This window comes from Bradyrhizobium sp. B117 (genome assembly GCF_038969555.1).
GTDB lineage: Bacteria > Pseudomonadota > Alphaproteobacteria > Rhizobiales > Xanthobacteraceae > Bradyrhizobium.
This window is the reverse complement of the sequence record NZ_CP152414.1, coordinates 5,479,346-5,499,978: the sequence shown is the minus strand read 5'-3', so window position 1 is coordinate 5,499,978 and position 20,633 is coordinate 5,479,346. Positions and strand designations below refer to the sequence as shown.

Genomic DNA, 20,633 nt, shown 5'->3' with positions numbered 1-20,633 from the left:
TTTTCTAAGATATCATGGTTGCACCCCTGAAAGTGGGCATAGCGGGGCTCGGCACCGTGGGCGCCGAAGTTGTCCGTTTGATCGAAACGCAAGCGCGCGTGCTCACGGGCCGCAGCGGCCGCGGCATTCGCGTCGTCGCCGTCACCGCGCGCTCGAAGGCGAAGAAGCGCGGCGTCGATCTGCGCGGCGTCGAATGGGCCAAGGATCCGATGGCGCTCGCCACCCATCCCGAGGTCGACTGCTTCGTCGAGCTGATGGGCGGCGCCGGCGATCCCGCGCTGTCCGCGGTCGAGGCCGCGCTGAGTGCCGGCAAGTCGGTCGTCACCGCCAACAAGGCGCTGCTCGCCAAGCACGGCATCAAGCTGGCGAAAGCCGCTGAAACGCACGGCGGTGCGCTGAATTTCGAGGCAGCGGTCGGCGCTGCGATCCCTGTCATCAAGACGCTGCGCGAAGGTCTTGCCGGAACCGGCATCAACCGCGTCTACGGCATCCTCAACGGCACCTGCAATTACATCCTGACCCGGATGGAGCAGGAAGGCCTGTCCTTCGCCGAGTGCCTGAAGGACGCGCAGCGGCTCGGCTATGCCGAGGCCGATCCGTCCTTCGACGTCGACGGCCATGATACCGCGCAGAAGCTCGCCATTCTCGCCAGCCTCGCTTTCGGCACGAAAGTTGCTCAAAGCGCGGTGTATGTCGAAGGCATCTCCTCCATCGCGCCGGAAGATCTTCGCGCCGCCGCTGATCTCGGCTACCGCGTCAAGCTGCTCGGCGTTGCGGTTCGCACTGCCAAGGGCATCGAGCAGCGCGTGCATCCGACCATGGTTCCAAAGTCCTCCTCGATCGCGCAGGTGATGGGTGTCACCAATGCGGTCACGATCGATGGCGAGGGCATTCCCCCGATCACGCTGGTCGGCCCGGGTGCTGGCGGCGCGGCCACCGCATCCGCCGTGGTCGCCGACATCGCCGATGTCGCGCGCGGCATCCGCGCCAATCCGTTCGGCCGGCCGATCGCGCAGCTCCACGACACCAAGAAGGCGCCGATGGAGCGCCACGAGGGCGGCTATTACATCCGCCTTCTCGCGCGCGATTTCCCGGGGACTGCGGCTGCGATCGCGACCCGGCTCGCAGAGCAGAAGATTTCGATCGAGTCGATCGTGCAGCGCCATCCCAATGGCGGCGCTGCGCCGAGCGACGGCAAGGCGGTCCCCGTGCCCGTCATCCTGATCACCTATGCCACGCATGAGGACGCGGTGCGCCGCGCGCTCGCCGCCGTGCAGAAGGACAAGGTGATCAGCGGACGGCCGCAGGTCATCAGGATTGAGAAGAACTGACACCGTTCGAACGAACTGTGGGTGTTACGAGTTGATGCGGATAGGGCGTCCTGTCCAAAACTGTTTCGAAGGAGTTAGCCGATGTCGACCCATATTGAAGTCCCTCCGCACGCATTGCTCGAGCGCATTCTTACGCTGGAGATCGTGCGCGTGACGGAGCGGGCGGCGGTGTCGTCGGCCCGGTTGCGTGGCCACGGCAACGAAAAGGCGGCCGACCAGGCCGCGGTGGACGCGATGCGGCGCGAGCTCAACAAGCTGCCGATCCAGGGCACCATCGTGATCGGCGAGGGTGAGCGCGACGAGGCGCCGATGCTCTACATCGGCGAGCAGGTCGGCCTCAAGGCCGGCCCCGAAGTCGATATCGCGGTCGATCCGCTCGAAGGCACCACGCTGTGCGCCAAGAACATGCCGGGCTCGATCGCCACCATGGCGATGGCCGACGGTGGCACGCTGCTGCACGCCCCCGACGTCTACATGCAGAAGCTCGCGATCGGTCCGGGATACGACAAGGGCGTCGTCGATCTCGATGCGAGCCCTGCCGACAATGTGCTCCGTCTCGCCAAGGCCAAGGGCGTCAAGCCGGAAGGCATCACCGTTCTCGTGCTCGACCGTCCGCGCCATGCCGACATCATCTCGAGCGTGCGTTCGACCGGCGCTGCCGTGCGCCTGATCACCGACGGCGACGTCGCCGGCGTGATCCACTGCGCCGACCCCGATAACACCGGCGTCGACATGTATCTCGGCACCGGCGGTGCGCCGGAAGGCGTGCTCGCGGCGGTGGCGCTGCGCTGCATCGGCGGCCAGATGCAGTGCCGCCTGATCCTTGATTCCGACGAGAAGCGCGAGCGCGCCGCCAAGATGGGCGTCAACGATCCCAAGATGATCTACGGCATCGAGGACATGGCGCGCGGCGACTGCCTGTTCGCCGCCACCGGCGTCACCACGGGCTCGCTGCTGTCAGGGGTGAAATTCCGCAAGGACGGCGTGATCGAGACCGAGACGGTCGTGATGCGCTCCGTCACCGGCACCGTGCGCTACATCAAGGCCGAGCACCGCGAACTCGCGAAGTTCCATTTGGACTAAGCAATGCAGTAACAACTGCCGTCATTCCGGAGCTCGCGAAGCGAGAGCCCGGAATCCATAACCACAAGTCGGAGTTATGGATTCCGGGCCTGGCCCTGCGGGCCATCCCGGAATGACGAATGTGGAGGAAGCGCACATGTCCGATCTCACCGCCGTCAAAGCCCTGGTCTTCGACGTGTTCGGCACGGTCGTGGACTGGCGCACCAGCCTCATCACCGATTTCATGTGGTGGGCGAAGGGCCGCGGCATCAGCGCCGACTGGACCGCTCTGGTCGACGGCTGGCGCGGCATGTACATGGCGTCGATGGACGACGTGCGCAAACATCCCGAGCGCGGCTATGTCATGCTCGATGATCTGCATCGCCGTTCGCTGGAAAACCTGGTCGAGCAGTTCGGGATCAAGGGTCTCACCGACGCCGATCTCGACTATCTCACCAGGGGCTGGCATCGCCTCAATCCCTGGCCCGACAGCGTCGCCGGCCTGGCCCGTCTCAAGACCAAGTTCGTGATCTCGCCGTTGTCGAACGGCAACGTCGCGCTGCTCACCAACATGGCGAAGTACGCCGGTCTGCCGTGGGACCTCATCATGTCGGCCGAGCTGTTCGAGCACTACAAGCCAGATCCCGAGACCTATCTCGGCGCTGCAAAGCTGCTCTGCCTCAAGCCGGAGGAGGTGATGATGGTCGCCGCTCACAACGGCGATCTCGCGGCTGCGCAGAAGCACGGCTTGAAGACCGCCTTCGTGGCGCGGCCGACCGAGTATGGCCCGCTTCAGAAGGTCGATTTCGAAGCCACCGGCAAGTGGGACATTGTCGCCAGGGATTTTGGCGGGATCGCCGATAGGCTGGGGTGCTAGAGGCGGCCTGAGCGTGTTGAGGGCGACCAAATGAGCCGAGTTACGGCCATCGACGCTGCCGATGCGATCAGCACGTATATCGTGGCGAAGGACGGCAACCGTCCTGAATTGATGACGCGCGCTTTCGTGGACGACTGCGAGCTCGAAATGGCAGTCAAGACCGACGCCATCTCATTTCCGAGTTCGGCCCAGGGGCTCGCGCAAATCACCCAGGTACTGGTCACCGGCTTCAGTGACCAGTACGAGAATGTGCGCACATTCTGCCTCTCCCATCCCGATGCGGGCCTCCTGCCGCAGTTCCGTTGCGACTGGCTGGTCGGGATGTCGGCGCGGCAGGGCGGCGCCGTCCGCGTCGGATGCGGACATTATGACTGGCAATTTGCCTCCGACGACGGGCGCGTGAAGAGGCTCGCGATCGACATCGAGGTGATGTGCGTGCTTCCGTCCGAGGACTCCGAGCCCATCATGCGGTGGCTGGCGGCTTTGCCCTATCCATGGTGCCCGGCCCTCCAGGCTTGCGAGACCGTTCCAGCCATTGACGCCTTGCGGCCGATCGCGCGCTTCCTTGGCGATCGGCAATGAACAGCGCGATCATCCTCGCCGAGCGACGAGCACTCACGTGCGGCCGCTGGTCGTGACAACGCTGTCCGGCGATCTCGCCTGAGGCGCTCCGGCGCCGGCGCTCAAATTCTCCCGAACGCGACCGTGGCCTTGTCGTAAGTGCCATCGCCCATCGTGCCGTCCTTGAAGATGCCGTGCTTCGCGATCCAGTCGAACGACTGCTCGTAGATCTCGCGAGAATAGGGCTCGAACACGATCCGCTCGCCCGGCCCCCAGCGTCTGGTGTCCATGGCTGCGTGAAAGCGCTCCGGAAATTCGTTCTTGTAGTAGCGGGTGTAGAGTTCCGGACGAAGGTCGATGTCGCGCTGGGCCTTCTTCAGGGCGCGGAAATAGCGCTTGATGTCGTCGGGCGCCGGATCGCCGTTGATCATGGACGCGATCATGAACGTCGTGTCGATGATCTTGCGATAGCCGAGCTGCTCGGCAAAGTAATAGGGGCCGTTGAACAGCGCGGCCGCCTCGCTCTTGCCCTCGAACAACAGCTCCATGCGGCGGAACAGCATGCCATCCTCGAAGGTCAGATTGATCTCGCCGGGCGCGAGATACGGTTCGAGCGCCTGGATCGTCGAATAATGGCTGCCTGACTGGAAGCCGACCGAGATCGGCACGCCGGCGAGATCCGATGGTGTGCGGATCCTTGAATCGGCCGGAACGAAGATTCCCGAAGGCGCGACCGAGTAGACGTCGGCGTAGAGCTTGGCGTGGCCGTTCGAGGCCGCGACATTGACGGTCCAGTGGCAGGCGCAGCTGACGTCGGCCTTGCGCCCCTTCTCGATGCTCTGGAAGGCGCCTTCATTGACCTTGTTGTGGTGCCGGCCCTCGGTCGAGCGGATCAGCTCGCGAAATTCGTAGTCGAGCCCTTCGTCGCGTAAATAGCCTTTCTCCTCGGCGACCCATTCCTGCAGGCGAAAATGTGACTCGATCACGAATTTGGTCATGGCGTCCTCCATGTTCGCGCGGCCGTTCGATTGACTGCAGGATAGCAAACGGCGAAGCTCGATCCATGGCCACGAGGGAATGTTTCATATGTCAAAAATGGAATCTTCCGGGATCGACTTCCGCGACTTGCGCGTGCTCGATGCATTGATCCGCGAGGGCAGCATCACGCGCGCGGCCGTGAGCCTCGAGACCACGCAGCCGGCGATCAGCAAACTCCTGGCGAGATTACGGCTGCGCTTCGACGATCCGCTGTTCGTGCGACGTGGCAGCGGCGTGCAGCCGACGACACGCGCCGTCGAGATGGCCGCCCAGGTCCGCGCCCTGCTCGAGATGGCCGACCGGTTATGGCAGGAGCGGCTGCCGTTCGATCCCGGGAAATCCGAGAAGACTTTCAGCCTGCTTTTGACCGACGTCGGCATGGTACGGTTCCTGCCGCCTTTGGTCGCGCGCCTCTCCGAACTCGCACCGCGGGTTCAGCTCCGCGCAATGCCGCTCGATTCCCGGCACTTCGCGCTCAAGCTGGAGGCGGGGGAGGCTGACCTTGCACTCGGCGCCTTGCCGCGCGCGGCGGGGCATCTTCGCTCGCAGCGGCTCTATTCGGACGGCTACGCAAGCGTCGTGAGGCGAGGCCATCCAAGGCCGGCAGAGGCGCGCACGCGGCGGGGATTTCTCGACGAGAAGCATATCGTGATCACGGCGTCCGAGACCGGGCATGCCGCCCATCTCGAGACGCAGCGCGTGCTAACGCGCGCGATCGCGCACACGAATATCCTGTTGCAGGTGCCGAGCTTCATCGCGGGCGCGATCGTGGCCTCGCAGACCGATGGGGTCGCGACCTTGCCGGCCAACCTCGCCGCCATCGTCGCCGAGCCGCTCGGAATGACCGTGTTCAGGACGCCGATTGCGCTACCGCGGATCGAGATCGCGCAATATTGGCACGAGCGCTACCATCGCGATCCCGCCCACCGCTGGCTACGGTCGATCACGCTCGACCTGTTCGGTGGTCGCGCCTGACGGGAGAGAAGAGAGGCCGATGCAGTCGCGGTTCAGGATCGCGCCGGTGTCACGCTGCCAAACCGCGGACGGCGCATGCCCCGTCTGGAGTCGATAGCGAGCCAGATGCGCCGATATCAGCTTTTGATATCAGCTTTTGGAGACCGCGCTCACGGCCTTGCGGATCACGTCCAGGACGACATCCGGCTTCGACAGCATGGGGACGTGGGACGAGGCGACTTCGGTGACGGTGGCGTTCATGCGCTTCGAGACGGAGCGCTGCAGCTCCGGGTGAACCGTCTGGTCCTGGGTCGCGAGGACATACCAGCTCGGCTTGGATTTCCACGCCGTGCCGTCGACCTTCTGGTTGAAGAGGTCTGCCACCGGCGCGCCCTGCGTCGCGTACACCAGCTTCTGCTCGGCCTCGGGCAGGTCTCCGGCAAAATACTTGACGCCGCTTGGCTTGAGCCAGATGCGCCCCTGCGGCGCATCGAGATGGCTGAACACTTCAGTCGTCGGAAATTTTGCAAGCTGGCTCTGCGAGGTTTCGTCGGCATCGGGAGCGAGCGCCGCGATGTAGACCAGCGCAGCCACCCGCGGATCGGTTCCGGCGTGCGTGATCAGCGTGCCGCCATAGGAGTGGCCGACGAGGACGACTGGTCCGGCAACGCGGCCAAGACATGCCGTCACCGCGGCGACGTCGGTCGCGAGTGAATCGAGGCCGTGCTGGCTCGCCATGACCTCATGACCTTCGGCCTGCAATGTCGGGATCAGCTTGCCGAAGCACGATCCGTCAGCCCAGAGGCCGTGTGCGAAGACGATGCCGGGTTTGGTCATGATGATCTCCGTTGGCTGCTTGAGGGCGAGCGCATGTGCGCGTGACGCGTGGAGCAGGGGAGCTTCACGCTAACGCGCCATCAATTCAGCCGACAGAGGGGGCTAAGGATAATCGGGCGAATGCGAAATTGCGGGCCGAGCAGGCGTGCCGGCCCTCGGCCCGCGCTCTACTTCGCGATCGGCATCACCAGTTCCGTGTCGGCCGTATCCACCACGAACACCGCGAGCAGCTTCGCGGGCTCGCTATCACTGGCATTGGCGCTGATGGCATGACGGTCGCCGGGCCGTTCGGAAAAATTCTCGCCCTGGCGATAGACCTTGGCGGGGCCGTCATTGACCTGGCTGCGGATCGCGCCTTCCAGTACCGTGGCATAGATGAACGCGGAGCGCGGGTGCATGTGGGCCGGCGAGGAGCCGCCGGGACCATATTCGACCAGCACGCCCTTCATGCTCTTGCCCGGGACGTTGGGCAGCGTCTGGTCGAAAACGACCGTGATCTTCGCCGGCGACGCTGCCGTCTCCGCTGCATGGGCCGCCATGAAAGTCGCGGCATAAACCGCGGCTGCGATCAGCCATCTGCGCATGGGATGTCCTTCATTGTGATTGCCGTGACGCCGGGATCGCGAGTGCTCAAGCCGTCGCGAGCCAGGTTGCGAGCGGTATCTTCCCAAGCCGCACCTCGCCGAGCGGCACCAGCGAGGTGTCCTCGATGGGCGAGCCGTAATACGGCGCCTTGGCATCTCCCACCACCGGACGGCTGTCGCCGGCCGCTTTCAGACGGCGCGCAACGAACTCGTTGAATGGCGCCTTTTCGGGTCCTGCGATATCGATCGTGCCGTTCAGCGGCCGGCCCGTTGCGACCTCGGCGAGGGCAGCGGCCACGTCGTCGGATGCGATCGGCTGAAACGACGCCGATGGGACGACGACCCGCCCGTCGGCCGCGCCCGACTCCGCGATGGCGCCGAGGAATTCGAAGAACTGGGTGGCGCGCACGATCGAGTAGGGCACCGGGGATGCCTTGACGATCTTCTCCTGCGCGAGCTTGGCGCGGAAATAGGCGATGTCGGGCGAGCGATCGGTGCCGACGATCGACAGCGCGACGTGATGCTTGACGCCCGCTGCGGCCTCTGTCGTCCCGAGGTTCTTGCTCGATCGCTCGAAGAATTCGAGCACGGCGGCAGGCTCCCAGGACGGCGCATTGGCGACATCAACGACGACGTCCGCGCCCGCCAGCACTGCGGCGAGACCTTCTCCGGTGACGGCGTTCACGCCCGATTTCGGCGAGGCCGCGACGGCCTCATGGCCCTTCTGCTTGAGCTTCGCCACGAGCTTGGATCCGATCAATCCGGTCCCACCGATCACGACGATCTTCATGGCATGTCTCCTCGGCATTCGTGCGTGCGAGAGGATCAGGTCAGTTGGCCTGACGCTCTCAAGCAAATGATGCGAGGGGTACCTTACGCCTGATGCGGCCGGAGCTCTTGCCTGGAACGGGCCAGACTTGCACAAAAATGCTCCAGACCGTTTTTCAGCCGGACCGGCCGATCGTCTGATCATCCGCATTTCCGAACGCGATCTCGAACTGAATTCCGGGAGCGGCGATGTCCACGATCCGTCTTCATCGAACCACCTCGGGACCATCGGCAGAAGCGTTCTCGAACAAGCGTTCGAGTCCAAGAGATCGAAAGCCGGAACGTCATTTCCCTTTCGCTTCGGAAGAGTCGCCGTTTAGTCAAAGCCCCCGACTGAATTGCACCGAGTACAATGTTCTTATTGTACTGAGATATGTATCCGCTAATAGTTCAGAGCAATCAGTACATTGCACCGGGTTCGCCCGGGACTACGGAGCTCACGAAAATGACCGTTAGTTATCTCGACCTGTTTCTCGGATTCCTCGGATTGGTGTTTGGCTTGCCCTCGGCGCTGCCCGGCCTGTTTTTCCGGAGTGAGGACGCCTCGCGCCGGCGGGCTTCATAGAGAAATCGGAGGTGGGGTAAGCCAGATCGGGTCGGAGATGCCGATATGGAATTGACGGTCACCACCATCCTGATCGCCTTCGCGGGCGTGTTCCTGATCTGCTTCATGAAGGGTGCGTTCGGCGGCGGCTTCTCCATCGTCGGCATTCCCCTGTTGTCCTTCGTAATGGACCCGGTGACCGCCGGCGGCCTGCTCGCGCCTTTGTTCATCGCGATGGATCTGTTCGCGCTGCGCTACTGGAAGCCCTCGACTTGGTCGAAGCCGGACCTCGCGTTGCTGCTGCCCGGGCTGCTGCTCGGCGTCGGTCTCGGCTATGGCCTGTTCCGCGTGCTCGACCATCGCGCCGTCGCCATTGTGATGGCGCTCGTCACCCTGGTCTTCGTCGGGCTGTGGTTCTTCAGCGATCCAAAGGTGATCATCCGCCCGCGCTCGAAGCCGAAGGCGGTCGCCGCCGGCCTTGCCTCTGGAGTCACCACCATGGTGGCGCATTCAGGCGGACCGCCGCTGGCGATGTATCTGCTGCCGCTCGGCCTCAGCAAGGAGGTCTATGCGGGGACAACGAGCCTGTTCTTCACCGTCGGCAACGCCACCAAGGCAGTGCCGTGGCTGCTGCTGGTGCGCCCCAGTGGCAACGTCTGGATCGTGATGGCGATCTGCCTGTTCGCCATTCCCGCCGGTGTCTGGCTCGGCTGGCGCCTGCACGGAAAGCTCGATCAGCAGCAGATTTTTCGCGCTTGCTACGGTCTGCTCGTGGTCACTGCGCTCAAGCTGTTGTGGGACGGCGTCTCCGGCTATCTCGCCTGAGGAGGAGGCGGCTCACGCGATCTTCAGCGCGGGCTCGCTTGTGTCGGTTTCGGCAAAGCCCGCCTCCAACACCTCCTCGCGCTTGTGGCGCAGATGCGCACGCAGGATGTGGGAGAGCCCGGCGCCGTCGCGCCGCTGCAACGCGTTCAGGATCGCTTCGTGCTCCTTCACCGCGAGCGCCCAGCGCTGCGGCGTCATCGGCGTGACGTAGCGTGCGCGGCGGATGCGCGCGGTCACGGAGGCATAGACCGCCGCAAGCGCGGGATTTTCCGCCGCGTTGACGATGGCCTCGTGAATGGCCCGGTTGCCGCGATAGTACTGGATCAGATCGCCCTCGCGATAATGCCGCACCATCTCCTCATGCGCGGCGGCGATCTCCTCGATCCCGGCCTCGCTGATGCGCTCGCAGGCAAGCTCGCCGGCGAGCGCCTCCAGGCCCTGGCAGACCTCGAACAGGTCGCGCATGTCCTTGTCGGTCAGCTTTGCCGCGCGCGAGCCGCGATGCGGCAGCAGCTGCACCAGCCCCTCGGCAGCGAGCACCTTGAGCGCTTCGCGCAGCGGCGTGCGCGAGATCTGGAGCCGCTCGCACAGCTCGCGCTCGGGAATCCGCGCGCCCGGCGGGATCTCGCCATCGAGCAGGATGGCGCGGATGCGGCCGACGACCTCCTCATGCAGCATAGGACCTGCTCTCCGGTTTGAATGCAAAAATGCAATTATACGTCGAAATCTGGAAGTTCCAGCTTGATAATCGCGAATTTTGCATTCAAAAATGTAAAAAACAAGGGGACATGAGGAAATGGACCAGGCAGTTGAGGCAAACGACCTCGTTTTTGAATGCAAGGACGGCATCGGGCGGATCACCTTCAACCGTCCGCAGGCCCGCAATGCCTTCACCTTCGCCATGTACGAGCGCCTTGCGGCGATCTGCGATGAGGCCAACGACGATCGCGCCATCAAGGTGCTGGTGCTGCGCGGCGCCGGCGACAAGGCTTTTGCCTCGGGCACGGACATCAACCAGTTCCGCGAATTCAAGACGCCGCAGGACGCGATCGACTACGAGCACCGGATCGACCGGGTGCTCACCACGCTCGAGCAGTGCCGCGTGCCGACCATCGCCGCGATCAACGGGTTCTGCACCGGCGGTGGCGCGGGCATTGCCGCCGCCTGCGACCTGCGCATTGGGACGAGAAGCACCAAGATCGGATTTCCGATCGCCCGAACGCTCGGCAATTGCCTGTCGATGTCCAATGTCAGCCGTCTCACCGCGCTGATTGGCGCCGCCCGCGTCAAGGATCTGATCTTCACCGCGCGTCTCGTCGACGCCGCGGAGGCTGCGAGCGTCGGCTTGCTCGGCGAGGTCGTCGAGGACATCGCGGCGCTCGACAGGCGCGCCGACGAGGTGGCCCGGCTGCTCGCCAGCCACGCGCCGCTGACGCTCACTGCGACCAAGCAGGCGGTCGCCCGCCTGCAGAAGCGGCTGACGCGGGACGAGGGCGAAGACCTCATCCTGATGTGCTACACGAGTCAGGACTTTCGCGAAGGGCTCGATGCTTTCCTCAACAAGCGCGCGCCGCAATGGCGCGGCCAATAGGACGCCCGATGCAAAGCTCGCAATCCACCGCCCGCCGTTCCGGGCCGCTCGCCGGCCTCAAGGTCATCGATCTCACCCACGTCATGGCGGGGCCGACCTGCACCCTGATGCTCGCCGACATGGGCGCCGACGTCATCAAGATCGAGAAATCGCCGAATGGCGACGACACCCGTCATTCGGTGCCGCCGAAGATCGGCGACGAGGCGGCCTCCTTCCTGATGATGAACCGCAACAAGCGCGGCATCGTGCTGGACCTCAAGACCGACGGCGGCAAAGCGGTGCTGCGGCGGCTGATCGCAACTGCCGACGTGCTGGTCGAGAATTTTGCGCCCGGCGCGATGGAGCGCCTCGGCTTCGGCTACGAGGATCTGCACAGGCAGCATCCCTCGCTGATCTATTGCTCTCTATCGGGTTTTGGCCGCACCGGTCCCTACAAGCATCGGCGCGGCTTTGACCTCGTCGCGCAGGCCATGAGCGGCATCATGAGCTTTACCGGCGAACGCCCGGATGGACCGCCCGTCAAATGCGGCCCGCCGCTCTCCGACATCACTGCCGGCCTGCTCGCGAGCATGGGTATCCTCGCCGCCTATACGCATCGGCTCAAGACCGGCGAAGGGCAGTGGGTTGAGACTTCGCTCTACGAGGCTGCACTGGTGCAGACCTATTGGCAGTCGACCATCGCGCTCGCCGCCGGCACCGCGCCGCGCGCGATGGGCTCGGCCCATCCGCTCAACGCGCCGTATCAGGCCTTCGAAGCCTCCGACGGCTGGCTCGTGGTCGGTGGCGCCAACAAGAAGCACTGGCTGCTGATGCTGGAAGCGCTCGGCGCGAGCGAGCTCGCCGCCGATCCGCGCTTCGTCAACGGTTCCGACCGTATGGCGAATTTGAAGGAGCTCGAAGCCGTCCTCAGCGAGCGCTTCCGCACCAAATCGCGGGCGCATTGGCTGGCCGCGCTGGACGAGAAAGGCGTGCCCTGCGGCCCCGTGCACGACATGCTGGAGGCGCTCAGCGATCCGCAGACGCTGGCGCGCGAGATGGTGGTCGAGGTCGAGCACTCCACGCTGGGCCCCGTCAAGACGATCGGTCTTCCCGTGAAGTTTTCGGAGACCCCAGGCAAAGTGATGTCGGGCGCGCCGGTCTATGGTGAGCATACGCGCGATGTGCTGGCTGAATACGGGTTCGACACAAAACAGATTGAAGCGCTCGAAAAAGAAGGCGCGATCGTTCTGGCATCAGGGAGGCGCGAGGAACGCGTCGCCTGACCGGACGTCGATACGACAGATCAAACAAAACAAAAGAATCTGGAGGAAACCATGGGTCGGACGTCAACACTTCTGCTGTCTACGGCTGCCGCCGTCCTTGCCGGCACTATGCCGGCGCTTAGCGCCTGGCAGCCGCAGAAGCCGATCGAGTTCGTCGCCACCGCCGGCCCCGGCGGCGGCACCGACAATCTCGCCCGCGCGGTGCAGAACATCATTACCAAGTACAAGCTGACGGAGCAGCCCATCGTCGTCGTCAACAAGGGCGGCGGCAGCGGGGCCGAAGGCTATGTCTACGGCAAGGCCTCCGCCGGCGATCCCTACAAGGTGATCTTCGGCACTTCGAACGCCTGGCAGCAGCCGCTCGTCTCCAAGGTCGCCTTCAACTACACCGATCTCACTCCGATCGCGGCGATGGCGCAGGACGAGTTCCTGCTCTGGGTCAAGCAGGACGCGCCCTACAAGAATGCGGGCGACTACCTCAAGGCGGCCGCGTCAGGCGAATTCAAGATGGGTGGTGCCCAGTCCAAAGACACCGACGAGGTGCTGACGCGCATGATCGAGAAGGCCGGCAAGGTCAAGCTGACCTACATCCCCTTCAAGAGCGGTGCCGAGACCGCCGTGCAGCTCGCTGGCGGACACCTCGACTCCCACGTCAACAACCCGAGCGAAAGCGTCGGACAATGGCGCGGCGGCACGCAGCGCCCGCTGTGCGTGTTCAGCCCGAAGCGCCTGCCGCAGGGGCCGAAGGTCACCGCGAGCGAAGGCTGGAGCGACGTTCCGACCTGCGTCGAGCAGGGCCTCGACATCAAGCAATATGAGCAGCCGCGCACCGTGTGGCTGCCTGGCAAGATCACGCCGGACCAGGCCGCGTACTATGTCGACCTCATGAAGAAGGTGCAGGCGACGCCGGAATGGAAGGACTACATCGAGAAGACCTCGCAGGTGGACACGTTCCTGACCGGCGCCGATTTCGACAAGTTCATCAAGCAGGACCTTGAGCACGTCAAACAGGTCGCCGGCGAGCAGGGCTGGCTGGTGAAGTAAAGCGGAAGGTCCCGCCCATGATCTCGCGCCGCGCGCTTGAGCTTGCGACCGCCGCTCTCACCGGCAGCTTCGGTGTCGCCGTCGTCGTCTCCAGCCTCGACAACGGCATCGGCTGGTCGAGCTCAGGCGTGGACGCCGGCACGTTCCCGTTCCTGACCGGCATCATCATCCTCGCTGGAAGCCTCTACAATCTGGTGCGGGGCGTGCTGCCGGCTGCGTCGCTGGCAAACGTGCCGATCGCGATCACGCCGATCGAGCTGCGCCGGCTCGCCGGCCTGTTCGTGCCGGCCGCGATCTTCGTCGCCGCGATCCCGCTGCTCGGCATGTACCTCGCCTCGGCGGGTTACGTCTTCGCCGTGCTGGCGATCCCAAAACACCAGTCCGTGCCGCGCGCGCTCGCCATGGCGGCGGCCACGGCGCTCGCCCTTTACGTCGTATTCGAGCGCATGTTCCAGGTCAGCCTGCCGCACGGCGCGCTTGCCGCCGCGTTCGGCTTCTGACGGAGAGGCGGATGGACAATCTCCAGGAACTCCTCCACGGCTTCACCATCGCAGTCACAGTGCCGCATCTGGCCTTGATGGCGGTCGGCGTGCTGCTCGGGATTCTCGTCGGCGTTCTTCCGGGGCTGGGTGCTCCGAACGGCGTGTCGTTGCTCTTGCCGCTCACCTTCGGCATGCAGCCTGTCTCGGCGATCATCCTGCTCTCCAGCATGTATTGGGGCGCGCTGTTCGGGGGCTCCGTGACCTCGATCCTGTTCAACATCCCGGGCGAGCCGTCCTCCGTCGCCACCACCTTCGACGGTTACCCGATGGCGCGCGACGGCCGGCCGACGACGGCACTCGCGACCGCCTTCGGTTCGGCCGCGTTCGGCGCGCTGATCGGCGTCATCCTGATCACCTTCCTCGCGTCCTGGGTAGCGCAGGTCGCGCTCGCCTTCGGGCCGCCGGAATATTTCGCAGTCTACTTCCTGGCCTTCGCCAGCTTCGTCGGCATGGGTGGCGCGGCGCCAATCAAGACCGTCGTGGCGCTGGCCATCGGCTTTGCCATCGCGGCCATCGGCATCGACACCGTCTCCGGCAGCGTCCGCCTCACCATGGGCGTGGACGAGCTCGTGAAGGGCGTGAACTTCGTCGTTGCTGTCATGGGCCTGTTCGGCATCGGCGAGCTCTTGGTCGCGGTCGAGGAGGAGTTTCACACCCGCGCGGTCTCCTCGAAGATCGACTGGCGCGAGGTGTTTCGCTCGGTCGGCCGCCTGCCGCGGCACAGCGTTGCGCTGCTGCGCAGCGCCGCGATCGGCTGCTGGATGGGGATCACGCCGGGCGGTCCGACCGCGGCCTCCTTCATGAGCTACGGCATCGCCCGTCGCTTCTCGCGCCGCGGCCGCTATTTCGGCACGGGCGAGGTCGAAGGCATCATCTCGCCGGAGACGGCCGATCACGCCGCCGGCACCAGCGCGCTGCTGCCGATGCTCTCGCTCGGCATTCCCGGCTCGGCGACCGCGGCCGTGATGATGGGCGGACTGATGATCTGGGGCCTCAATCCCGGGCCGATGCTGTTCGTGGACCAGAAAGATTTCGTCTGGGGCTTGATCGCCTCGATGTATGTCGGCAACATCGTCGCCGTCGCGCTGGTGCTGCTGACCGTGCCGGTGTTCGCCGCCTTGATGCGAATTCCGTTCGTGGTGATCGCACCGCTGATCGTCATCATCTGCGTCGTCGGCGCCTATTCGGTGTCGAACTCCTATCTCGACGTGGTCATGATGCTCGGCTTCGGCATCGTCGGCTATCTCTTCAAGAAGCTGTTCTATCCCTTGGCGCCGCTGGTGCTCGCGATCGTCATCGGCGACAAGGCCGAGGATGCGTTCCGGCAGTCGATGCTGATGTCGAAGGGCTCGCTCGGGATCTTCTTCGCCAACAAGCTGGTGACCTGCCTGATCGTGGGTGGCATCGCGCTGCTGCTGCTTCCGCTCGCCTTGCAGCTCGTGCGCCTCTTTCGCAAGCCTGCGCCGTCGACCCAAGAGAGAGCCCCAGAGAAGGTAATCATATGACCGCAAAGCCGCTCATTGCACTGGCAATGGGAGATCCCGCCGGCATCAGCCCGGAGCTGACCGCAAAGCTCGTGGCGCAGGACGACATCCGCGCCCGCTGCCGCCTCGTCGTGATCGGCGACCGCCGCATCTTCGACGAGGGCGCGCGCGTCGCTGGCGTCATGCCGGAGCTGACCATGGCGGAGCAGGGCGCTGATTTTCGCGCGACCCAGGGCGATGCGCTGTTCGTCGATCTCCGCCACCTCGATCCCCGGGATGTCGAGCCGAAGACCGCGACCCTTGCCGGCGGCAAGTTCGCGCTGGCCAATTATCGCCACGCGCTCGAGCTTGGCCGCGACGGCCGCGTCGATGCGGTCTGCTTCACGCCGTTCAACAAGCAGGCGATGCGGCTTGCCCGCGCCGAGTATGACGACGAGATCGCGTTTTCCGCGGAAGTCGTCGGGCTCAAGACACCCGCAAGCGAATTCAACGTGCTGGACCGGCTCTGGAACGCGCGCGTCACCTCCCACATTCCGCTGAAGGACGTCGCTGCAAAGCTGTCCGGCGAGCGCATCCACCGCGCGCTCAAGCTGACCGATGCCTGCATGCGCAATGCCGGTTTTGCGCGGCCGCGCATTGCAGTCGCCGGTCTCAATCCGCATGCCGGCGACGGCGGTAATTTCGGCCGCGAGGAGATCGACGTGATCGCGCCCGTGGTCGCGGCGGGGCAGACCGAGGGCATTGCCGCGGAGGGGCCGTTTCCGGCCGATACCGTGTTCCTGCGCGCCAAGGCCGGCGTGTTCGACGCGGTGCTGACGATGTATCACGACCAGGGCCAGATCGCGATGAAGCTGATGGGGTTCGATCGCGGCGTGACCTTGCTCGGCGGCTTCCCGTTCCCGATCTGCACGCCCGCGCACGGCACCGCCTACGACATCGCAGGCCAGGGCATCGCCTCGATCGGCGCGAGCCGCGCCGCATTGCTGCTCGCGGCCGAGATGGCGACCTCATCCTGAGTGGCGCCCGATCAAGGTGCTGCGCCAGTCGTCTTCCGGGAAGAACTGGAAACTTCTGCCCTCGCGCCGAGTTGCCATTTCGGTGAATGTCTCCATCCCGGAGCTGGCACATGGGCGACGACGGCGTGCGACGGAGGACGGTGAATAGCGCGTGGTCGATTGGGCGCGCCCGCGAAATCTGCCTTGTTCTGGCTCTTGCGCTGAGCGCAGCGCCCGCATTCGCGGCCGAGATCAACCCCGCTGCCATCGATTCTGCCGAGCCCTCGAAGAAGACTCTCTCGAACGAGAAGCCGACGCCGGCCGGCGTGCGTCTGCAGGTCCTGCTCGACAGGGCCCATTTCTCGCCAGGCGAGATCGACGGCAGGTTCGGCGAGAACGCGAAGAAGGCGCTGCGGGCCTATGCCGAAGCCCGGCAACTGCCGAGTACGGACACCCCGACCGAGGATGTCTGGAAGGCACTGCGGGCGGACGACCGGCCGGTGACGCTGACCTACACCATCACCGGGCAGGACGTGGCGGGACCGTTCCTGAACAAGCTGCCGTCGAAGATGGAGGACATGAAGGACATTCCGAAGCTTGGCTACACCAGTCCGCGCGAAGCCCTGGCCGAGAAGTTCCACATGAGCGAGCGGCTCCTGGCCGCGCTCAATCCCGGGCGCCAGTTCGATCGTGCCGGCGACACCATCGTCGTCGTCGACACAGCGAGCGCAGGCGAGGAGGCACCTGCCAAAGCCGACAGGGTCGAGATCGACAAGGTCAGGCAGACCGTCAAGCTGTTCGACAAGTCGAATGCGCTGATCGGGTTCTATCCGGCAACCGTCGGGAGCGAGGAGAAGCCGTCGCCTTCAGGTACGCTCAAGGTGACGGAAGTCAGCAAGAATCCGTTCTATCGCTACAATCCCGCCTACCGCTTCAAGGGCGTCCATTCCCGCAAGCCCTTCACCATCAAGCCCGGTCCGAACAACCCGGTCGGCACGGTCTGGATCAACCTCTCCGCCGAGGGTTACGGCATTCACGGCACGCCGTCGCCGGACAAGATCTCCAAGGCCGAATCCCACGGCTGCGTGCGTCTCACCAATTGGGACGCCGAGCGCGTTGCGGGCCGTGTCGCGAAAGGAACGCCGGTCGTGTTCGTGGACGATCGCTATCCGACGGCTGCCAGGTAGAGCTGCGTATCGAAATAATCGGTCGCGCGCAGGGCATTGGTGACGCCGGCGTCCGTCATGAAGAAGTCGCTGACCTGCTGCAACCATTTTGCGACGGTGCCGTCCGCGTAGAGCCGGCGCCATTCACGCGCGGAATAGAGTTTTTGCGCCTTGAAGGCCTCGACGATGTCGGCGGGACGCGACCGCCCGTAGTGCGCCTGGAGCGCCTCGGCCGCCGCGGCCGGGTTGCGCACCATGTGGTCGTTCGCATCGAACCAGCCACGGATGATCCGGCTCAGAACCCCCTTGTTTTCGGCGTAATAATCCGTCCGCGTCGCCCAGCCGCCGAGCACGGCCGATTGCGGATAGAAGGCAGAGGCATCCACCAGCTTGACCGCGTCTGGCAGCGCCTCGCGCACGGCGACGTTGAACGGCACCCAGAGCGCGACGGCCGGCACTTCGCCGGCGATGAATGCCTTGACCGCATCCGGCATGCTCGAGTTGACGATCTCCACCTCGGACGGATTGATGCCGTTGGCGCGCAGCGCCCGGTCGAGGAAGATGTGCGCCGTGGTCTTCTTGGTCGTCGCGATCCGCTTGCCCCTGAGATCGGCGAGCCTGGTCACCCCGAGCGACGGCCGAACCCAGAGTTGCGCGGTCGCAACCTCGATGTCGTTGATGAGAAAACCCCGGCCGCGGCCGAGCGCCAGATAATTGGAGATGACACCGCCGGCCGAGACGACGTCGAGCTCTCCGCGCGTCATCGCCTCGAAGACCTCGGGGCCGGTGTTGAACTCGTGCAGCTCGAAATCGATGCCTTCGCGGTCGAACGCGCCGCGATCGAGCCCGGTCCAGATGTGACCGTCCACCGCGACTACGTGGAGATAGCCGAGCCGGAGTTTGGTGCGGGCCTGCGCAATGGCCGGTGCCGCGAGCACGACCGACGCGGCCGCCAGCGCCGCGCCCCGGCGCAGCAATTGCCGGCGACTGGGGGCGCGAATGCTCATGCCGCCGCCCCCTGGGCCGAGGACCGCAATCGCTGGGCATGAAGCAGTGCGACGGAATCCTTGGGATGGTCGTGCAAGAATCCGGAGAGCCGGACCCGGGCCGTCTCGGCGGAACCATCCTGGGCGATCAACGCAAAGATCTCGTCCCAGCGCCGGCACATCGCGATCTCGGCCTCGCCGGCCTGCGCCAGCTCGCCGCGCAGCTCGCTGACCTCGATCGGCTCGGCAAACCCCTTCGGGGTGATGTTGTCGACGCTGCGGAACAGGAACGCGTGCCCGGCTCGGGCGCGCACCGCTGCGCTAACGAGCACGCGTGTGCCGTAGCTCTTGTTGAGGCCTTCCAGCCGCGATGCCAGGTTCACGGTGGCGCCGAGCGCGGTGTAGTTCATCCGGTCGCTCGAGCCGATATTGCCGACCACGGCGTCGCCGACATGTAGGCCGAAGCGCGTGTCATAGGGCGGCCAGCCGTCGCGCCGGAAGTCTTTGTTGAGGGCCTCGTTCGCGGCGAGACATGCGAGAACCGCGCGGCACGCGTTGGCGGTATGATCAGGGTCATCCGCGGGTGCATTCCAGAACGCCATCACGGCATCGCCGATATATTTGTCGACCGTGCCCTGGTGCCGCATGATCTCGTCCGACAGCGCCGCGAAATAGCGCGAGGTGTAGATCATCACCTGCGACGGGTCGGCGCGTTCGGTCTTGGCGGTGAAGTCGGCGACATCGGTGAACAGCACCGTGACCTCGCGCCGGGAGCCGCCGAGGCGGAGTGACGAGCCGGTCTCGATCAGCTGCCGCACGATCGGGCGCGGGATGAAGCTCGCAAAGCTGCGGACCACGCTGCGCATGGTGAAGACCGAGCGGCCGAGCTCCTCGATCTCGCCGATGGCGGAATGGATGCGCGGCCGTTCCGCGATGTCGAAACGCTGGATCGCATCGGTCTCCTCGACCAGCTTGCGCAGCGGCTGCGCCATCAGCGACCCCAGCCAGAACGCGAACGGAAGCGTGGCGCCGACGAAGGCCAGCGCCAGCGCGAACAGCGTGCGCCGCTCATCGATGATCCGGGCGTAGAATTCATCGAGTGGCGCGAACATCGCGAGCCGGACATTGGCGGAGCCGGTCGTATCGAGCCGGTGAACCGCAGCGATATAGGTCCGGCCCGCGCCATCCGCGAAGAACTGCTGGGCCGGCCCGCCGTTGCGCCAGGACCGGATGATCGGCACCAGCGCCGGCATCTTGAGCCCGCCGATCTGCGGCAGGTCGTCCTGCCGCTCCGGGATTTCCGCCATCAGGCGGCTCATCTCGGGATGGCCGACGATGCGCTCGGCATCGTTGAAGAGGAAGGCGAGCCCGGATTGGCCGAGCTTCTGCTCCGCCAGCATGTCCTCGAACCGGTTCAGCAGCACGTCGCCGGCGACGACGCCGCGGCGGCCTTCCTTCAGCGGCGTCCGCAGCGTGTAGCCGGGCTCGCCGGTGGCGTAGAAGACGTAAGGCCCCGTCAGCAGTGTCTTGTCGGTCCTGAACGCCTCGACATACCAGGGCCGCTGCCGCGGGTCGTAGCCGGTGGGGCCGGGGACCTCCGCGACCTCGATGAGATTTTCGGACAGATATTGCGTGACCGGCGCGCTGCCGGCCGTGCGCGAGATGACGACCAGCCGGAACTTCGCATCCTCATCGACCTTCAGGCCCGACCTGAACGCCGGCTTGGCGCGGTCGATCACGTCCATCTCGATGAACGAGCCGTCTTCATAGCCGACATAGAGATTGAAGAGCTGCGGGTTGTTGCGCAGCATCGCCGCCATCAGGCTGTACAGCCGCGAATTGTCCGCGATGTCGGCCTCCTGGATCGCCGGCAGGCCGGACAGGATGTCGAGATTGTCGCGGACATTCTGGAACTGCTCGTCGACGTGGTCGGCGCCGAGCTGCGCCACCTTCTCGATGAAGCCGGAGGCAGCGGTCCGCGTGATCGATGTCACGCGCGCGAAGCTGAGATAGACCAGCGTCAGACCCACAAGCAGCACCACGCCCACGAACACCGTGATGATCGATGTCTGGAAGCCGATGCGAAACTGCCGCTTTGTCGTCTCTCCCGTCATCGGAGCTG

20 protein-coding genes are annotated in these 20,633 nt (G+C 65.0%); 13 read left to right on the top strand and 7 right to left on the bottom strand.

Annotated features, from left to right (window positions below; all coding sequences use genetic code 11):
- Positions 1-14 precede the first annotated feature (14 nt).
- From AAFG16_RS27040 to AAFG16_RS27025, 4 genes are all read left to right on the top strand, one after another.
- Positions 15-1,331, top strand: coding sequence for a homoserine dehydrogenase (locus AAFG16_RS27040; protein ID WP_283079414.1), 1,317 nt, complete (start codon positions 15-17; stop codon positions 1,329-1,331).
- 81 nt (positions 1,332-1,412) lie between these two features.
- Positions 1,413-2,414: a class II fructose-bisphosphatase gene (gene glpX, locus AAFG16_RS27035; RefSeq protein ID WP_283079413.1), complete on the top strand. Its 1,002-nt coding sequence runs from the start codon at positions 1,413-1,415 to the stop codon at positions 2,412-2,414.
- Between the two features lie 136 nt (positions 2,415-2,550).
- Entirely contained in the window at positions 2,551-3,270 is a 720-nt protein-coding gene (locus tag AAFG16_RS27030) for a haloacid dehalogenase type II (protein WP_342730188.1), read from the top strand.
- Between the two features lie 81 nt (positions 3,271-3,351).
- Positions 3,352-3,852 (top strand): hypothetical protein, encoded by a 501-nt coding sequence (locus AAFG16_RS27025; RefSeq protein WP_342730186.1) that lies wholly within the window; start codon positions 3,352-3,354, stop codon positions 3,850-3,852.
- A gap of 101 nt (positions 3,853-3,953) precedes the next feature.
- On the opposite strand, the gene AAFG16_RS27020 is transcribed toward AAFG16_RS27025, so the two are convergent.
- Entirely contained in the window at positions 3,954-4,829 is an 876-nt protein-coding gene (locus AAFG16_RS27020) for a hypothetical protein (protein WP_342730184.1), read from the bottom strand.
- Positions 4,830-4,917: 88 nt separating this feature from the next.
- On the opposite strand from AAFG16_RS27020, the gene AAFG16_RS27015 reads away from it, so the two are divergent.
- Positions 4,918-5,844 carry a LysR family transcriptional regulator gene (locus AAFG16_RS27015; RefSeq protein ID WP_283079409.1) on the top strand — a complete coding sequence of 309 codons (927 nt, stop codon included), beginning with the start codon at positions 4,918-4,920 and terminating at the stop codon, positions 5,842-5,844.
- A 129-nt stretch (positions 5,845-5,973) separates the two neighbouring features.
- On the opposite strand, the gene AAFG16_RS27010 is transcribed toward AAFG16_RS27015, so the two are convergent.
- From AAFG16_RS27010 to AAFG16_RS27000, 3 genes are all read right to left on the bottom strand, one after another.
- Positions 5,974-6,660 carry an alpha/beta hydrolase gene (locus AAFG16_RS27010; RefSeq protein WP_342730182.1) on the bottom strand — a complete coding sequence of 229 codons (687 nt, stop codon included), beginning with the start codon at positions 6,658-6,660 and terminating at the stop codon, positions 5,974-5,976.
- Between the two features lie 167 nt (positions 6,661-6,827).
- Positions 6,828-7,244 (bottom strand): cupin domain-containing protein, encoded by a 417-nt coding sequence (locus tag AAFG16_RS27005; protein ID WP_342730180.1) that lies wholly within the window; start codon positions 7,242-7,244, stop codon positions 6,828-6,830.
- A 46-nt stretch (positions 7,245-7,290) separates the two neighbouring features.
- Complete coding sequence (locus AAFG16_RS27000; RefSeq protein WP_342730178.1) at positions 7,291-8,034, bottom strand: SDR family oxidoreductase; 744 nt, start codon at positions 8,032-8,034, stop codon at positions 7,291-7,293.
- Between the two features lie 648 nt (positions 8,035-8,682).
- Between AAFG16_RS27000 and AAFG16_RS26995 the strand changes: the two genes are divergently transcribed.
- Entirely contained in the window at positions 8,683-9,441 is a 759-nt protein-coding gene (locus AAFG16_RS26995; RefSeq protein ID WP_342730176.1) for a sulfite exporter TauE/SafE family protein, read from the top strand.
- A 12-nt stretch (positions 9,442-9,453) separates the two neighbouring features.
- On the opposite strand, the gene AAFG16_RS26990 is transcribed toward AAFG16_RS26995, so the two are convergent.
- Positions 9,454-10,119: a GntR family transcriptional regulator gene (locus tag AAFG16_RS26990; RefSeq protein ID WP_342730174.1), complete on the bottom strand. Its 666-nt coding sequence runs from the start codon at positions 10,117-10,119 to the stop codon at positions 9,454-9,456.
- A 118-nt stretch (positions 10,120-10,237) separates the two neighbouring features.
- Between AAFG16_RS26990 and AAFG16_RS26985 the strand changes: the two genes are divergently transcribed.
- The 7 genes from AAFG16_RS26985 (at position 10,238) to AAFG16_RS26955 (ending at position 17,546) form a co-directional block, all read left to right on the top strand.
- Positions 10,238-11,032 (top strand): enoyl-CoA hydratase/isomerase family protein, encoded by a 795-nt coding sequence (locus tag AAFG16_RS26985; RefSeq protein ID WP_342730172.1) that lies wholly within the window; start codon positions 10,238-10,240, stop codon positions 11,030-11,032.
- A gap of 8 nt (positions 11,033-11,040) precedes the next feature.
- Positions 11,041-12,294 (top strand): CoA transferase, encoded by a 1,254-nt coding sequence (locus tag AAFG16_RS26980; protein ID WP_342730170.1) that lies wholly within the window; start codon positions 11,041-11,043, stop codon positions 12,292-12,294.
- Between the two features lie 51 nt (positions 12,295-12,345).
- The gene (locus tag AAFG16_RS26975; protein WP_342730168.1) at positions 12,346-13,338 is read left to right on the top strand and encodes a tripartite tricarboxylate transporter substrate-binding protein; all 993 of its coding nucleotides are present in this window, start codon (positions 12,346-12,348) and stop codon (positions 13,336-13,338) included.
- Positions 13,339-13,355: 17 nt separating this feature from the next.
- A complete protein-coding gene (locus AAFG16_RS26970; RefSeq protein ID WP_283079400.1) occupies positions 13,356-13,838 on the top strand; it encodes a tripartite tricarboxylate transporter TctB family protein in 483 nt (160 codons plus the stop codon).
- 11 nt (positions 13,839-13,849) lie between these two features.
- Positions 13,850-15,385, top strand: a complete 1,536-nt coding sequence (locus AAFG16_RS26965; RefSeq protein ID WP_342730166.1) for a tripartite tricarboxylate transporter permease — start codon at positions 13,850-13,852, stop codon at positions 15,383-15,385.
- Positions 15,382-16,380, top strand: a complete 999-nt coding sequence (locus AAFG16_RS26960; RefSeq protein ID WP_342730164.1) for a 4-hydroxythreonine-4-phosphate dehydrogenase PdxA — start codon at positions 15,382-15,384, stop codon at positions 16,378-16,380. The genes AAFG16_RS26965 and AAFG16_RS26960 overlap by 4 nt, the downstream gene beginning before the upstream one ends.
- Positions 16,381-16,490: 110 nt before the next feature.
- Positions 16,491-17,546, top strand: coding sequence for a L,D-transpeptidase family protein (locus AAFG16_RS26955; protein WP_342730162.1), 1,056 nt, complete (start codon positions 16,491-16,493; stop codon positions 17,544-17,546).
- On the opposite strand, the gene AAFG16_RS26950 is transcribed toward AAFG16_RS26955, so the two are convergent.
- Both AAFG16_RS26950 and AAFG16_RS26945 read right to left on the bottom strand, forming a co-directional pair.
- On the bottom strand, positions 17,525-18,532 hold the full coding sequence (locus tag AAFG16_RS26950) for an ABC transporter substrate-binding protein (protein WP_342730160.1): 1,008 nt from the start codon (positions 18,530-18,532) through the stop codon (positions 17,525-17,527). The two genes, AAFG16_RS26955 and AAFG16_RS26950, sit on opposite strands and share 22 nt — an antisense overlap.
- The gene (locus AAFG16_RS26945; RefSeq protein ID WP_342730158.1) at positions 18,529-20,625 is read right to left on the bottom strand and encodes an adenylate/guanylate cyclase domain-containing protein; all 2,097 of its coding nucleotides are present in this window, start codon (positions 20,623-20,625) and stop codon (positions 18,529-18,531) included. Before AAFG16_RS26945 ends, AAFG16_RS26950 begins: the two co-directional genes overlap by 4 nt.
- Between the last annotated feature and the right edge of the window lie 8 nt (positions 20,626-20,633).

Coding starts and splice junctions, on each gene's coding strand:
- AAFG16_RS27040 (WP_283079414.1), top strand. CDS start 15: ATGGTTGCACCCCTGAAAGTGGGCATAGCGGGGCTCGGCACCGTGGGC.
- glpX (WP_283079413.1), top strand. CDS start 1,413: ATGTCGACCCATATTGAAGTCCCTCCGCACGCATTGCTCGAGCGCATT.
- AAFG16_RS27030 (WP_342730188.1), top strand. CDS start 2,551: ATGTCCGATCTCACCGCCGTCAAAGCCCTGGTCTTCGACGTGTTCGGC.
- AAFG16_RS27020 (WP_342730184.1), bottom strand. CDS start 4,829: ATGACCAAATTCGTGATCGAGTCACATTTTCGCCTGCAGGAATGGGTC.
- AAFG16_RS27015 (WP_283079409.1), top strand. CDS start 4,918: ATGTCAAAAATGGAATCTTCCGGGATCGACTTCCGCGACTTGCGCGTG.
- AAFG16_RS27010 (WP_342730182.1), bottom strand. CDS start 6,660: ATGACCAAACCCGGCATCGTCTTCGCACACGGCCTCTGGGCTGACGGA.
- AAFG16_RS27005 (WP_342730180.1), bottom strand. CDS start 7,244: ATGCGCAGATGGCTGATCGCAGCCGCGGTTTATGCCGCGACTTTCATG.
- AAFG16_RS27000 (WP_342730178.1), bottom strand. CDS start 8,034: ATGAAGATCGTCGTGATCGGTGGGACCGGATTGATCGGATCCAAGCTC.
- AAFG16_RS26995 (WP_342730176.1), top strand. CDS start 8,683: ATGGAATTGACGGTCACCACCATCCTGATCGCCTTCGCGGGCGTGTTC.
- AAFG16_RS26990 (WP_342730174.1), bottom strand. CDS start 10,119: ATGCTGCATGAGGAGGTCGTCGGCCGCATCCGCGCCATCCTGCTCGAT.
- AAFG16_RS26985 (WP_342730172.1), top strand. CDS start 10,238: ATGGACCAGGCAGTTGAGGCAAACGACCTCGTTTTTGAATGCAAGGAC.
- AAFG16_RS26980 (WP_342730170.1), top strand. CDS start 11,041: ATGCAAAGCTCGCAATCCACCGCCCGCCGTTCCGGGCCGCTCGCCGGC.
- AAFG16_RS26975 (WP_342730168.1), top strand. CDS start 12,346: ATGGGTCGGACGTCAACACTTCTGCTGTCTACGGCTGCCGCCGTCCTT.
- AAFG16_RS26970 (WP_283079400.1), top strand. CDS start 13,356: ATGATCTCGCGCCGCGCGCTTGAGCTTGCGACCGCCGCTCTCACCGGC.
- AAFG16_RS26965 (WP_342730166.1), top strand. CDS start 13,850: ATGGACAATCTCCAGGAACTCCTCCACGGCTTCACCATCGCAGTCACA.
- AAFG16_RS26960 (WP_342730164.1), top strand. CDS start 15,382: ATGACCGCAAAGCCGCTCATTGCACTGGCAATGGGAGATCCCGCCGGC.
- AAFG16_RS26955 (WP_342730162.1), top strand. CDS start 16,491: ATGGGCGACGACGGCGTGCGACGGAGGACGGTGAATAGCGCGTGGTCG.
- AAFG16_RS26950 (WP_342730160.1), bottom strand. CDS start 18,532: ATGAGCATTCGCGCCCCCAGTCGCCGGCAATTGCTGCGCCGGGGCGCG.
- AAFG16_RS26945 (WP_342730158.1), bottom strand. CDS start 20,625: ATGACGGGAGAGACGACAAAGCGGCAGTTTCGCATCGGCTTCCAGACA.